Genomic DNA, 12,186 nt, shown 5'->3' on the forward strand with positions numbered 1-12,186 from the left:
TGTTCACACGCACTAAAAAGGAGGCGAACGCCATGTTCGAGGAATTGGAGATTGTGCTGCAGGTCGGATTGATCATCGGTCAGCTTCTGTTCGCCGCCGTCGGCAGCTACGCGCTGCTCTCCTTGCTGCCTAAGCGGCCTCTCAGGTGGAGCAGGCTCGCGTTTCTCTCCTGGCGTACCGCCTCGCCGCCGGAACGCTGGCTGCGACTGCTCCGGGTCGATAGGGAATCGGCCGCGTTCCGGGAACGCGAAATGCTGCTAGCCGGCTGCGGCGTTACGGCCGATCCGGCATGGTACGTGCTCGCCCGCGGAATTGCGATCGGCGCGTTCATCGCGGTATCGCTTGCCGCGCTCGCCGCGATCCGCCTGAACGCAGCGGATCCCGTTTTCCAGCTCATGGCCGGCGCTCCCGCGCTGCTGGCGGGGCTGTTGTACGGGGATCGGATTTGGCTTAGGACGCTCAGGCAGCTTCGTGCGCTGCAAATCACGAAGGAAATTTATACGGTGAGCAATCAGCTCCTGTACTTGTCCGAATCCACGCTTCATATCCATGCCAAGCTGACGCGCTGCGTCCCGTTCGCGAAGGCGATGAAAACGGATATGGAGAGGCTTCTGGCGGAGTGGTATCACGACCCGGCAATCGCGCTTCAGCGCTTCAAGGCAAGGCTCGGAACGGATGACGGCATGAGTTTCGTCGAGACGCTGGACGCGCTCCGCTTGCATGAGAGCAGTCAATACTACGAGCTTCTGCGCGTTCGGATTGCGGATTACAAAGATAAGCTGGAGCTGGCGAAAGAAGGGCGGAAGGAATCGACCTCGTACATATTGTTCCTTCTCGCAGGTATTCCGATCTTATATACGTTCCAAGTGTTTATCTTCCCGTGGATTAGGGAGGGGCAGAAGCTTTTCGAATCGCTAGGGTAAGCCGGGGGGCTTGCAAAGGAGGTGAAAACACATGCGAAATATTCTAATGACCGTCATGATGCTCGTGGTTGTAATCGTGTTGTTCAACTCGATCATCGCCCAAGATACGACGGGGACGAGAAGCCAAGTGCAATCGCAAGGAAACGCCGCGAATACGAGGATTAGCCAGCTCGTACCATGATGGTCGATAGCGGCAATGGTTGCGATGGTTAATCATTACGGAGGTGCATGCTGTGCGGGCATTGTTAATGTCGATGTTGCTCCTATTGACGGTGCTGCTTATTTATACGGCGGTTGCCGAGGGAGAAGGCGGCATGAAACGGCAGACGAATGAAGCGGGCGCTTCCATAAGCGATTACATAAAGGGGATGAGCCCGTGAAGCAATTGCTGCTCTTCGTGTTGTTCGCGGCGATGATGTGCTGGATGATGTTCTCGCCGATCTACAAACATGTCGTTATCGTCCGTCAGGCGGTGCTGCAGCAGGAAGTCGATTATTTGCTGGAGGTCGGCGCGAGCGGAACGTACGGGTATGTCAGCGCCGCGATGCAGCAGCAGTCCGTGGAGCGTCTAGGACGATTCGGCTTGCAACCGGACGTTATTCGGTACGAATACGCGACGACCAGCGGCGTGTCCGCCACCGATCCCGGCATGCCCGTGCCAAGGGGGACGGGCATTTCGCTCGCGATCAGTTACCCGTACGAGAATTTGTTTATGATCGACTCGTTGCTCGGCATAACGCCCATTGCGCCGGACGAGCGGATGAGGGCTTACGGGATGAAGATGAGCGAGTATGTGCCGTAACGCGTGAAGGAGGAGAGGCCGCCCATGTACAAGCTGCTGCTTATCGTAATGATGATGGCCGTCTGGATGGCGGTTCATCTCATGGGGGTCGAAGAGGAAATGGCCATGAAGACGTTGTCACAGAGCAAGCGCGCGGTCAACCGGGCGGCGCACGCGGCGGCCCAGCAGCTCGACAAGACGGCGCTCGGCGGCGGCGAGCTGCGAATCGATCCGGAAGCTGCATTGGAGGCGGCTTCGCTTTATTTGGGCGCCAACCTGCTCGTGGATGCGAGCGGCATTCCGCTGGAGAACTCCTTCCTGCGGGAACCGGTTGAGCTTCTTGTTTTTGATGTTATTAACGGGGACGAGAGCTTTCCCTACGTATATAGAAATGATGATTTTGATTTTGAGGCCGTTTTGCGGAAGCCGGGAGTGGTCATAATCGCTAAAGTGACCTACCCGAGAGCATTCGAAGTTCTGGCCCCGATCGAATGGGAGATAAGGGGGGCTGCCGAGCTCGTTGCGGGTTGACTCCGGATTGGAAAATTGGTGTAATAGGAGGGATTGGCAGAGAGGAGAATTCTTATGAACAGGGAGCTGACGAAGAGGCTTCATCGCGATTATTTGAAGGTATATCGCATTTCCGAATTGATATCGAACGGCATTTTCCTTGTCCTTATCCTGACTTATCTCGGACTGGCGATAGCTTTCGACTGGACGCTTCTCCCCGTTTGGATTTGTCTCGGGCTGCTGGCGTTATCGCTTCTTGTGTTTACATGGATCGTTCCCAAGGTGAAATACGCGCGCTTCCGCTTCGAGCTGTTCGAGGAGGAGCTAGAGATTGAGTCCGGCATCATTTTCGTAAGCAACGTGCTCGTACCCATGGTCCGCGTGCAGCATGTCGAGCTCGGCAGCGGGCCGCTCATGCGCAAGTTCCAATTGGCTGCCGTGTCGGTCGTAACCGCCGCCACGACGCATAAGATCAGCGGCTTGAAGCGGGACGAAGCGGAGCAACTGAAGCGCAGAATCGGCATGCTGGCCAAGGTGGACGAAAGCGATGAGTGAGCGCAGGACTCTTCATCCGCTTTATGTCGCGTTCGGCGTATTAAACTTCATTAAAGGTTTTATCCCGCTTATCCTCATCGCGCTGCTCAGAGGAGTGAATTGGGATGAGGTCCTGCGATGGTATTGGATCGCGGGCGCATCCGGGCTTCTTGTTCTAATTGTGGCCATGAGCTACCTGCAGTGGAGAAGATTCGGCTTTTGGCTGGAAGAGGATCGGATCGTCATCCGCTCGGGACTGCTGTTCCGCGGGGAGAAAACGATCTATTATTCCCGGATCCATTCCGTCAACGTAGAGCAGCCTCTTATTCAACGGCTGCTTGGCATTGCGCAGCTCAAGATCGAGACGCCGGGCGGCGGGCAGAAGTCCGACGGCATCCTGCATGCCTTGTCGGTGGCTGACGCCAATCGAATCAAACAACAATTGAGAGAATTTGCAAAGGTTACAATAAGCGATGTCGATGAAGGCAAGCCGCATGATGAAGTGACGGCGACGACCGATCGTGCCGCCGCAAATCCTTCCGAGCTTCAATCGGCAGCACGCCCAACTGCCGAGAGAGTCCCTACGGCATCCAAGGTCGTCCGGACCGCCTCCAAGACGGACTCCGTCACGCTGGATGCGCTTCAGCTGTTCAAAGCTGCGGCGACATCGCTAAACTTCGGACTTGCGCTTGCGTTTATCGGCGGCTTGTATTCGTTCGCCGACGATTTTCTGGAGCTGCTGCTGCCCGATCGATTCTTTCAACATCTGATCGAGGATTCCCGCAGCTTGATGCCGAGCGTCCTGTTTATTGTTATTATCGCCATGTTCGTGATCGGTCTGACGTGGGTGTTGTCCATCGTGCTGTTTATTCTGAAATTCAGCGGCTTTACGATGGGCAGAGACGGTCAGCAGGTGAGCATTTCGTACGGCTTGCTGGAGAGAAAGTCGTACGTGTTCGATCCGAAGAACGTGCAGGCGGTCATCATTAACGAGAGCCTATTGCGGCAGTGGTTTGGATTCGCGGAGGTGAGGCTTCAAATCGTATCCTCCGACAAGCAGGAGCAACTGATGCTTCATCCGTTCGTCGCGTTCGCGGACATCGATTCGCTGCTGGCGCGTTTCGTGCCGGGCATGCGTGTGTTCGATCCCGCGGAGCTGTCCGCTTCGCCTCCCAGGGCGATGCTGTACTACGTCCGAGTGCCATACATCATTGCCGTTGCGATATGCGCGGCTTGTATCGGCTTTTTCGGAGCGGCGGGAGCTTGGTCGCTCTTCTTGATGCCGGTGATGTATGCCTGGTGCCGAGGCCGTCATCGCGCGGCGGGCATGCTGCTGAAAGACGGGCAGTTGACGCTCCGGAAACGGTTCATCGGCCGTACGACGTATAGTCTCCGCAAGCCTCGCATCGTCATGATGAAAGTAACGCGCACCGACGGTCAGAAGCGAAAGGCGCTTAATTCCCTAACCGTGCGAGTGCTTGGCAGCGGATCGGATTATAACGTGGATTGCCTGAAGCAGGACGACATCGAAACCGCGTGGCGATGGTTCAGCCGCAGCAGGCCAAGCGATGGCTCGAATGTACGCGATATTGGATGAATGACCAACAAGAATGCTGAATATACCAATAGTAAGCTCCCTTTTCGTCATTTTTCCGGCGGGTTATAATGAAAGATAACGATACCTTCGAGGAGATGACAGCGATGAAGTTAGTGGTGGAACAGGCGGCGGCGCGTTGGTACAAGGAGCAGATGGACCTGTCGGACGGGGATGCGCTTAGGATCTTCGTTCGACTGGGAGGCTGCGGGAGCGTCCATCCGGGGTTATCGCTTGGCATTACGAAGGATACGCCGAGAAGCGTCGGGCTTCGGCACGAGATCGAAGGCATTCTGTTCTATATGGAAGACGATAATTTGTGGTACTTGAACGATAAAGAGCTCCGGATCTCGTTCGATGAACAAGACGAAGAGATTTGGATGAAAGTGGTATAGGCTTCAAGTTTCGGAGGGGCTGTCCCAAAAGGTCGGAACGACCAATGGGGCAGCCCTTTTTTAGGACGACGACAACCGTTTCACCTTGTGCGCCTTAGGACTTGGAGTTGTCCGTGCCTTCGCTTAATTCCTCGAACGACTTCACTTTGCCATGCGTCGGCTTATGATTATGTTTGCGTTGATGCCAGGCATTTTCCCTGCGATTTTTGGATGATGTCATTGGACTCGGGCACCTCCTTCCACACCCTTTAGAATAGCAATTAACCGCCGGTCCCATTCGTGGCAAAATGGCCTAATCGCTGGAATGAACGGATACCGGCCCGTTTCGTTTCGATTGAACTTAAATTTTTGGGGTAAAACCTATAATTTGTCGGGTGCAAGAGACGCGGCCACAGCTTCTATAATTAGATGAGGTTGGGGGGAACGAGCATGAGCAGCAGTAGCAGAGGATATAAAGCATGGCTTGGCTATGGAGGCGGAAGCGGGCAAAGCGTCACGCTGGCAGCCGGCTGGGAGCCGTATGTCAACAAGATCGTGAGCGGAGCAGCCTGCTCTGAAGAAAACGAGGTTTGCCGGACTGCGGTGGAGGAGCTTGCCGCCGGACTCGAGTCATTGACCGGACGAAAGCCGGAGAAAATAAATGAAGATGGAGCTGCTGCACGAGAAGGCAATGGGGGATTCCTGGCAGTCGGCGTCGCAGGTTCCATGCCGCTGATCGACGCGGTATTGTCCCGCGACGAAGCGGCCAAGCTTTCGGAAGAAACGTACGTCATCCGGTCCGCTGAGAGCGGCGGACGGAGCTATATCGCCATCGCCGCGAAGACGGGGCGAGGCTTGCTGTACGGCGTTTTCGCCTTTCTGCGTTTATTGCAGTCAGGAAACGAGTTTGTGGCCGGATTGGACGTGACGGAAGCGCCCGCATTTCCGTTACGGATGATCAACCATTGGGACAACCTGGACGGCAGTATCGAGCGCGGCTATGCGGGGCAGTCGATCTTTTATCGCGAGAATGAGCTGCTGGCGGGTACGGGTAGAATCGTCGAATATGCACGCATGATGGCTTCAATCGGCATCAACGGGATCGCGATCAACAATGTCAATGTGCACCGGCAGGAAACGCTGCTGATCACGGAACGGTATTTGGGGGATGTCGCCAAGGTGGCGGATGTCTTCCGGAAGTATGGCATCAAGCTGTATCTTAGTATAAACTTCGCTGCTCCCATCGAGCTAGGCGGCCTGTCTACCGCGGATCCGCTGGACGAAGGCGTGAGGGCGTGGTGGAGAGAGCGAGCGCGGGATGTGTTCGATCGCATTCCGGACTTCGGCGGTTTCCTGGTGAAGGCGGATTCGGAGAACAGGCCGGGGCCTTTCACGTACGGGCGCGACCACGCGGACGGAGCCAACCTGTTAGCGGACGCGCTTCTGCCGCATGGCGGCGTCGTGTTATGGCGCTGTTTCGTCTACGATTGCCATCAGGATTGGCGGGATCGCGCGACCGACCGGGCAAAGGCGGCGTACGACCACTTCCGGCCGCTGGACGGCAATTTCAGGGATAACGTCATTCTTCAGATCAAGAACGGACCGATGGACTTTCAGGTACGGGAGCCCGTATCGCCGCTGTATGGAGCGATGCCTCGGACCAACCAGCTTATGGAGTTTCAAATTACGCAGGAATATACGGGCCAGCAGCGGCATGTCTGTTATTTGATACCGCAGTGGAAGGAAGTGCTCGGGTTCGATACGAAGCTGAATGGCGAGGGCACTCGCGTGGCAGACCTCGCTGCGGGTCGCGTGCACGACCATCGTTACAGCGGGGTGACAGCCGTAACCAACGTCGGGGATGACGACAACTGGACGGGGCATACGCTCGCGCAGGCGAACTTGTACGGTTACGGGCGGTTAATGTGGAATCCGGACCTGAGTTCGGAAGCGATCGCGGACGAGTGGATTCGGCAAACGTTCGGAAGCGACCCCGACGTGTCGTCGGTTATCATAGATTGGCTGACGAGTTCCTGGCGCATCTATGAGAACTATACGTCTCCGCTGGGCGTAGGCTGGATGGTTACGCCTCATTACCATTACGGTCCTGATGTGGACGGCTACGAATATTCGAAGTGGGGAACGTACCATTTTGCGGATTGGAAAGGAATCGGGGTTGACCGGACGGCGAGGACGGGTACGGGGTATACGTCGCAATATTCACAAGAGAACGCCAAGCTGTACGAAAGCTTGGACTCATGTCCGGACGAGTTGCTATTGTTCTTCCACCACGTCCCTTATACTCATGTGCTAAAGTCGGGCAAAACGGTCATCCAGCATATTTACGATACGCATTTCGAAGGCGCCGAGGAGGCGGAAGCGGCCCGGGAGGCTTGGCTTACACTCGAGGGCAAGATCGACGAGGAGAGATTCCGCAGCGTAGCGGATCGCGCCGCGGAACAAGCGGAGCACGCGAAGCTGTGGCGGGATGTCGTCAACACTTACTTCTACAGGAAGTCCGGCATTCCGGATGAACGCGGCAGAACGATTTATTAGATCCGTGTTCGTCTTCGACGCGGCGCAAGAGCCGAAGGGGTCGTTCGGGCGAATCGCAAAGTTTTAGCAAGTCATCGTCATACGGTGCAACATGATGAAGGCCCCGGCCCGCGCGAAGCGGTCGGGGCTTTTTTCGCTTGCGGGTCCTGGCCGTGCTACGCAGGTCTTGCGGCGATTCGCGGATCGCTGGGCATTCCGGCGGATTAACCCCGCGAAAGTTGCCGATACCGAAGAGGCGTCGTTTTGGCAATTTGGCGGAAGGCTCTTCCGAACTGCACGAGGGAGCCGAAGCCGACTTGCTCCGCGATCGTGATGACCTTCTCGTTCGACTCGGCCAGCAGCCGCTGCGCGGCTTGGATCCTTACGAAATTGATGTAGGAGACGAGCGAAAAGCCGGTTACTTCCTTGAACATGCGGCTCAAGTAGGCAGGGCTGATCTCGAAACGCCGCGCCAGCTCCTCCAAACGGATTTCATCCGTGTAGCTCGTATTGATGTGGCGCACGATGGACGATATTTTGCGATGGAGGGGGCTGACATGGTCGAGCGGCGTCGCGGGATGAACGCGCGCGAAACGAGCAGCGTACAGCAGGAGTTCGATGAGAAAATGCCGCAGCGCGAACGATTGCCCGAGCGAGTGCTCCTTGACTTCGGCCGTCATCTTCCCAAGGATGTGTTCGACCGCTCGGCGCGTCGGGAGATCAAGGCGCAGCACCGGCGAACCGTTCGTGAACGCGTCCAGCAGAAACGGCGCCTCCTGCATGGCTCCTTCGAGGAAGAGGTCGCTGAAATTGACGACGACCCTGGCATGTCCGAAGTCGCCCGAGTCCGAGGTGGCGTGCAGATCGCGGCGGTTAATGAGTACCAGATCGCCGGGCAGGATCAAATACGAGCGGTCCCGAATGAAATACAAACGTTCTCCTTCGTACAAGTAATAGAGCTCGTACATCTCGTGCATGTGTTGGGTTCGCTCGAACGGGCCGGTGCGGCGGATATGCTGCATGTAGAACGGCCCTTCTTCCTCGTTGCCGTAGGTGACGGTATCGGGCATTCGAATCGACTCCTTAATAAAGATACGAATATCGTATCATTTTGCGCAAAAAATGAACAGTTTACGTTACAAATAAGAAGATATGAGAAGAAAACCTGCGTTAATTGCGCTATGATAGCCTCATCTGATAATAAAGACTTAGGGAGGCATATCGCAATGAAACCATTAGTCGAGGTTTTGCAATCAGGCAATCTGTCCGCGCTCGCTTCTTCCGATATTCAAGTTTACCCGAACTCGATCGCCAAGGCAGGAGGCGCAACCGCCGCGATTGTACGCACGGCCGCAGGCAAAAAGCTATTCGTCGCCGGCGACGGCGAGCTATACGAGCAATTGGCCGGCGAACCGGCGGAAGGCGGCAAGCTGTGTCCGCTCACGCATGAGAACCGGCTGACGTTAAACCGCTTCTTCTCTTATACGGCTCCCCAAGCGTTTGGCACGAAGGTGGCGACGATGGGACTTGGCGACCGTCTCGGCATCGCCAGTCCGGGCCATATCCAAACAATCCGGGGCAAAGACATTCGGCCGGTGCTCGCGCAGCAGAGCATCCGCGAGCTCGCGCTGACGGGCCGCAACTACGAGGACGTCCTCGACGCGGCGGCCTATGCCGTGTTTCAGGAAGGATACCGCGACGGTTACGGCGCCGACGGCGACCATTTGAAGAAGGAAGAGGACATCGAATACGCGCTGCGTCTCGGTTTTACGATGCTGACGCTCGATTGCTCGGAGAAGATCGACAATACGATCGCCGGGTTGTCCGCTGCCGAGATCGAGGAGAAGTTCGCGCAACTGCCCGAAGGTTTGCGAAGCCGCTACGAAACCCGCTATTTGAACGATGTGTCCGCGGTGCCGGGCGCGAACCTCGGGTTTACGCGCGAGTCGCTCATGAAGGACGTGCTCATCTACGATAAGGCGATCGATTTCATGGAGCAAATCTACAACCGTTATATCTCGACGCTGGACCGGGCGGTCGACTTTGAAATTTCGATCGACGAGACGGAAACGCCGACGTCGCCCGAAGCTCATTATATGGTGGCGAACGAGCTGCGCCATCGCGGAGTGACGATTTTCAGCATGGCGCCTCGGTTCTGCGGCGAGTTCCAGAAGGGAATCGATTACATCGGCGATATCGCGCAGTTCGAGCGAGAGCTGGCGAGCCACGCCGCGATCGCGGTCCACTTCGGCTACAAGCTGAGCATTCATTCCGGCAGCGACAAGTTCAGCGTGTTCCCGCTCATCGGGAAATATACGAACGGCTTGTTCCACTTGAAAACTGCGGGAACGAACTGGCTGGAAGCGGTTCGCGTCGTCGCCCGCACGAATCCGTCTTTGTACCGCCGCATGCATCAATACGCCCTCGATCACTTCGAGGAAGCAACCGCGTATTACCATGTCACGACGGATATCGGCGCCATCGCACCGCTTGCCGGCGTAAGCGACGGGCAATTGCCCGAATACATGAACGAAAACAACGCGCGCCAGCTGCTGCACATCACGTATGGCCTGCTGCTGCAAGCGAAGGACGAGGACGGCGGCAAGACGTTTGCCGACGAGTTCTTCCGCACGCTCGCCGAACAAGAGGAAACATTCGCGGAATGTTTGAAGGCGCATATCGGCAAACATTTGGAGCTGCTGGGCAAATAAATGCCCGTCAATGGTCGCGAAATTACGTCCCGTCGATAATCGGTATGGTTCGCCTGGACCGGTCCCTCTTGGAGGGGCCGGTTTTTTTGCTAATTTACGCTGTCGAAAATGATGAGAAGGGCTCGTCGAGCATGCTTGCGGCGACCTCTGGGAACACTGACGAGGAATCGAAGTCTGGGGGGAGCAAGATGGCAAACCGAGGATTGATTACCGCGATCGCGGCCGTTGGAGCGGCGCAGCTGTTGAAGCCCGCGATTCATTACTGGCAGGAGGGCGAATGGAGGCCAGGCAAGTTGGTCGGCTCAGGCGGCATGCCGAGCTCGCATTCGAGCGGAGTGAGCGCGCTTGCCGCTTACACGGCCGTCAAATACGGCGTCCGCACGCCGGAGTTCGCTATAGCTGCCATGCTCGGCATAGTCGTTATGTACGACGCGATGAACATTCGCAGGCATGCAGGTGAGATCGCCATCCAAGTGAATGATCTCGATGCGGATGTCGAGAAGCTGGCCGGTCATCATCCAGGCATCTATCATGCGAGGCGCAAGGAAAAGCTAAAGGAGTCGCTCGGCCATCAGCCAAGCGAAGTCGCGGCGGGGGCGGTGCTTGGCGCCCTGATTGGCGTCTTGGGCGCGGCAACGGCTCGGGCATGAGCGAGTTGCCGGTTGGCGTCTGAGGTTGGCGGCAAATGAGTGGCATTATTTTGAAATGTAATGATCGCAGTCATGCGGTTGAGTTGAGCTAATCGAATGCATGCCGCCTCGCGCAGAAAGCGCGAGGCGGCTACTGGCATGGGAGCAGCAAACGATGTTACGGCATCGCCGGACTGGTAAACTCGTTGTCGGCGAGACCGACAAAGTCGCCAGAATCGGCGCGATTAGAAGGTAGTTTGTCGGCGAGACCGACAAAGTCGCCAGAATCGGCGCGATTAGAGGGTAGTTTGTCGGCGAGACCGACAAAGTCGCCAGAATCGGCGCGATTAGCGGGTAGTTTGTCGGCGAGACCGACAAATGCGTGTTGACTTACTTAATTATATTGTATACAATTTAATTAAATAAGAGGTATGGGAGAGTGGCATCATGTCCATTTACGATATTCCGGTCAAGACGATCAAAGGCGAGCAGCAAACGCTGGCTCCATATCAAGGCGATGTGATGCTGATCGTGAACACGGCAACGGACTGCGGCTTCGCGCCTCAGTTCAAAGGGTTGCAGAAGCTTCACGACGAATACGCCGATCAAGGTTTTTCTGTGCTAGGCTTCCCGTGCGCGCAGTTCGCGAATCAAGAGAAAGGCGACGACGCGGAGATCGCGCAAGCTTGCGAGCTGAACTTCGGCATTTCCTTCCCGCTGTATTCCCGCATCGACGTAAACGGCAAGGACGCGCATCCCTTGTTCCAACTGCTGACGAACGAAGCAAGGGGCGTGCTCGGATCGAAGTCGATCAAATGGAATTTCACGAAGTTTCTCGTGGACCGCGACGGCCGTGTCGTGAAGCGCTTCGGCTCCACCGACGAACCGGCGAAGATCGAAAGCCATATCCGCAAGCTGCTGGAAGATCCGGCGAAAGGATGAAGTAAGCGACAGGCCGAAGTTTGCATGTCTTCGAAGCGCTGCCATAAGACCAAACCTCCGATCGGCAAAAGCCGCGGAGGTTTTTTGTTTGCCTATAACCAAAGAGTCGGAAATCCTCCTGTTAATTTCGCTGTACCTTCCACCGAATGATTTTAAAAGGAAAATGTCCCTCTAATGCTTAGCGGTTCTAATTTAAGCAGGCAATCCAGCATGATTAGAGGGACAATTTCCAACTAAATAGTGAAGATATAGGGATAAGGGGGAGTTAGCAGGAGAATTTCCCTATAAATAAATTTTGAAAGATAAGTTTCGAAATGACGAGACAGGTTGCATGAGGCTGCGTGTCGCTTCGTGCGGCTGCGTTCGGGAGAATGGGCCGAGAAAGGTTCAGTTCCATCAGCCAAAGACTCAGGTATTCTCCTTAGGCGATATGCTATACTTGCTTCATCGAAAACCTGCAAAACAAGTCAACGGCAACATCTCAGCATCTATATCCTAGTAGATTGCTCCGAAATGACCGTAACCATTCGATGAACTAGCTATGATGAACGTAAAAACAGCCCCGTATGTGCTTCACGTCGTAGGTTAAAAATGGGAAGTAAGAACACAACCATTTTCAGAGCTACATAGCAAAAGGAGCTGTTACTATGCAG

The 12,186-nt window shown here is 55.7% G+C and carries 14 protein-coding genes; 12 read left to right on the forward strand and 2 right to left on the reverse strand.

Going from position 1 to position 12,186, the window contains the following annotated elements; translation table 11 throughout:
- Positions 1–32 precede the first annotated feature (32 nt).
- The 8 genes from RB620_RS25740 to RB620_RS25775 all read left to right on the forward strand — a co-directional run bounded on the left by RB620_RS25740 (position 33) and on the right by RB620_RS25775 (position 4,737).
- Positions 33–923 (forward strand): hypothetical protein, encoded by an 891-nt coding sequence (locus tag RB620_RS25740; protein WP_308099405.1) that lies wholly within the window; start codon positions 33–35, stop codon positions 921–923.
- Between the two features lie 31 nt (positions 924–954).
- Positions 955–1,104, forward strand: a complete 150-nt coding sequence (locus RB620_RS25745; protein WP_308099407.1) for a hypothetical protein — start codon at positions 955–957, stop codon at positions 1,102–1,104.
- Between the two features lie 52 nt (positions 1,105–1,156).
- Positions 1,157–1,303, forward strand: coding sequence for a hypothetical protein (locus RB620_RS25750; protein WP_308099409.1), 147 nt, complete (start codon positions 1,157–1,159; stop codon positions 1,301–1,303).
- Positions 1,300–1,725, forward strand: coding sequence for a hypothetical protein (locus tag RB620_RS25755; RefSeq protein WP_308099411.1), 426 nt, complete (start codon positions 1,300–1,302; stop codon positions 1,723–1,725). The genes RB620_RS25750 and RB620_RS25755 overlap by 4 nt, the downstream gene beginning before the upstream one ends.
- A 24-nt stretch (positions 1,726–1,749) precedes the next feature.
- On the forward strand, positions 1,750–2,235 hold the full coding sequence (locus RB620_RS25760; RefSeq protein WP_308099413.1) for a hypothetical protein: 486 nt from the start codon (positions 1,750–1,752) through the stop codon (positions 2,233–2,235).
- 54 nt (positions 2,236–2,289) lie between these two features.
- Positions 2,290–2,769: a PH domain-containing protein gene (locus RB620_RS25765; protein WP_308099415.1), complete on the forward strand. Its 480-nt coding sequence runs from the start codon at positions 2,290–2,292 to the stop codon at positions 2,767–2,769.
- A complete protein-coding gene (locus RB620_RS25770; protein ID WP_308099417.1) occupies positions 2,762–4,345 on the forward strand; it encodes a PH domain-containing protein in 1,584 nt (527 codons plus the stop codon). Before RB620_RS25765 ends, RB620_RS25770 begins: the two co-directional genes overlap by 8 nt.
- A gap of 104 nt (positions 4,346–4,449) precedes the next feature.
- The gene (locus tag RB620_RS25775; protein ID WP_308099419.1) at positions 4,450–4,737 is read left to right on the forward strand and encodes a HesB/YadR/YfhF family protein; all 288 of its coding nucleotides are present in this window, start codon (positions 4,450–4,452) and stop codon (positions 4,735–4,737) included.
- A gap of 94 nt (positions 4,738–4,831) precedes the next feature.
- Here RB620_RS25775 and RB620_RS25780 read toward each other — a convergent pair whose 3' ends face one another.
- Entirely contained in the window at positions 4,832–4,957 is a 126-nt protein-coding gene (locus RB620_RS25780) for a DUF6254 family protein (protein ID WP_308099421.1), read from the reverse strand.
- A 209-nt stretch (positions 4,958–5,166) separates the two neighbouring features.
- On the opposite strand from RB620_RS25780, the gene RB620_RS25785 reads away from it, so the two are divergent.
- Positions 5,167–7,272, forward strand: coding sequence for an alpha-glucuronidase family glycosyl hydrolase (locus tag RB620_RS25785; RefSeq protein WP_308099423.1), 2,106 nt, complete (start codon positions 5,167–5,169; stop codon positions 7,270–7,272).
- Between the two features lie 203 nt (positions 7,273–7,475).
- On the opposite strand, the gene RB620_RS25790 is transcribed toward RB620_RS25785, so the two are convergent.
- Complete coding sequence (locus RB620_RS25790; RefSeq protein ID WP_308099425.1) at positions 7,476–8,321, reverse strand: helix-turn-helix transcriptional regulator; 846 nt, start codon at positions 8,319–8,321, stop codon at positions 7,476–7,478.
- Positions 8,322–8,477: 156 nt separating this feature from the next.
- Here RB620_RS25790 and RB620_RS25795 point away from each other — a divergent pair, with 156 nt between their 5' ends.
- From RB620_RS25795 to RB620_RS25805, 3 genes are all read left to right on the forward strand, one after another.
- On the forward strand, positions 8,478–9,962 hold the full coding sequence (locus RB620_RS25795; RefSeq protein ID WP_308099427.1) for a tagaturonate epimerase family protein: 1,485 nt from the start codon (positions 8,478–8,480) through the stop codon (positions 9,960–9,962).
- A 188-nt stretch (positions 9,963–10,150) separates the two neighbouring features.
- The gene (locus tag RB620_RS25800) at positions 10,151–10,612 is read left to right on the forward strand and encodes a divergent PAP2 family protein (RefSeq protein WP_308099428.1); all 462 of its coding nucleotides are present in this window, start codon (positions 10,151–10,153) and stop codon (positions 10,610–10,612) included.
- Positions 10,613–11,038: 426 nt separating this feature from the next.
- Positions 11,039–11,533, forward strand: a complete 495-nt coding sequence (locus RB620_RS25805) for a glutathione peroxidase (RefSeq protein WP_308099430.1) — start codon at positions 11,039–11,041, stop codon at positions 11,531–11,533.
- The last annotated feature ends 653 nt before the right edge of the window (positions 11,534–12,186 follow it).

Origin of the sequence: Paenibacillus sp. LHD-117, assembly GCF_030929555.1 — a bacterium.
In the GTDB taxonomy this organism is placed as follows: domain Bacteria; phylum Bacillota; class Bacilli; order Paenibacillales; family Paenibacillaceae; genus Pristimantibacillus.

What these genes read in the sequence shown, in the direction of transcription:
- RB620_RS25740 (WP_308099405.1), top strand. Translation starts at nt 33, where the DNA reads ATGTTCGAGGAATTGGAGATTGTGCTGCAGGTCGGATTGATCATCGGT.
- RB620_RS25745 (WP_308099407.1), top strand. Translation starts at nt 955, where the DNA reads ATGCGAAATATTCTAATGACCGTCATGATGCTCGTGGTTGTAATCGTG.
- RB620_RS25760 (WP_308099413.1), top strand. Translation starts at nt 1,750, where the DNA reads ATGTACAAGCTGCTGCTTATCGTAATGATGATGGCCGTCTGGATGGCG.
- RB620_RS25765 (WP_308099415.1), top strand. Translation starts at nt 2,290, where the DNA reads ATGAACAGGGAGCTGACGAAGAGGCTTCATCGCGATTATTTGAAGGTA.
- RB620_RS25770 (WP_308099417.1), top strand. Translation starts at nt 2,762, where the DNA reads ATGAGTGAGCGCAGGACTCTTCATCCGCTTTATGTCGCGTTCGGCGTA.
- RB620_RS25775 (WP_308099419.1), top strand. Translation starts at nt 4,450, where the DNA reads ATGAAGTTAGTGGTGGAACAGGCGGCGGCGCGTTGGTACAAGGAGCAG.
- RB620_RS25780 (WP_308099421.1), bottom strand. Translation starts at nt 4,957, where the DNA reads ATGACATCATCCAAAAATCGCAGGGAAAATGCCTGGCATCAACGCAAA.
- RB620_RS25785 (WP_308099423.1), top strand. Translation starts at nt 5,167, where the DNA reads ATGAGCAGCAGTAGCAGAGGATATAAAGCATGGCTTGGCTATGGAGGC.
- RB620_RS25790 (WP_308099425.1), bottom strand. Translation starts at nt 8,321, where the DNA reads ATGCCCGATACCGTCACCTACGGCAACGAGGAAGAAGGGCCGTTCTAC.
- RB620_RS25795 (WP_308099427.1), top strand. Translation starts at nt 8,478, where the DNA reads ATGAAACCATTAGTCGAGGTTTTGCAATCAGGCAATCTGTCCGCGCTC.
- RB620_RS25800 (WP_308099428.1), top strand. Translation starts at nt 10,151, where the DNA reads ATGGCAAACCGAGGATTGATTACCGCGATCGCGGCCGTTGGAGCGGCG.
- RB620_RS25805 (WP_308099430.1), top strand. Translation starts at nt 11,039, where the DNA reads ATGTCCATTTACGATATTCCGGTCAAGACGATCAAAGGCGAGCAGCAA.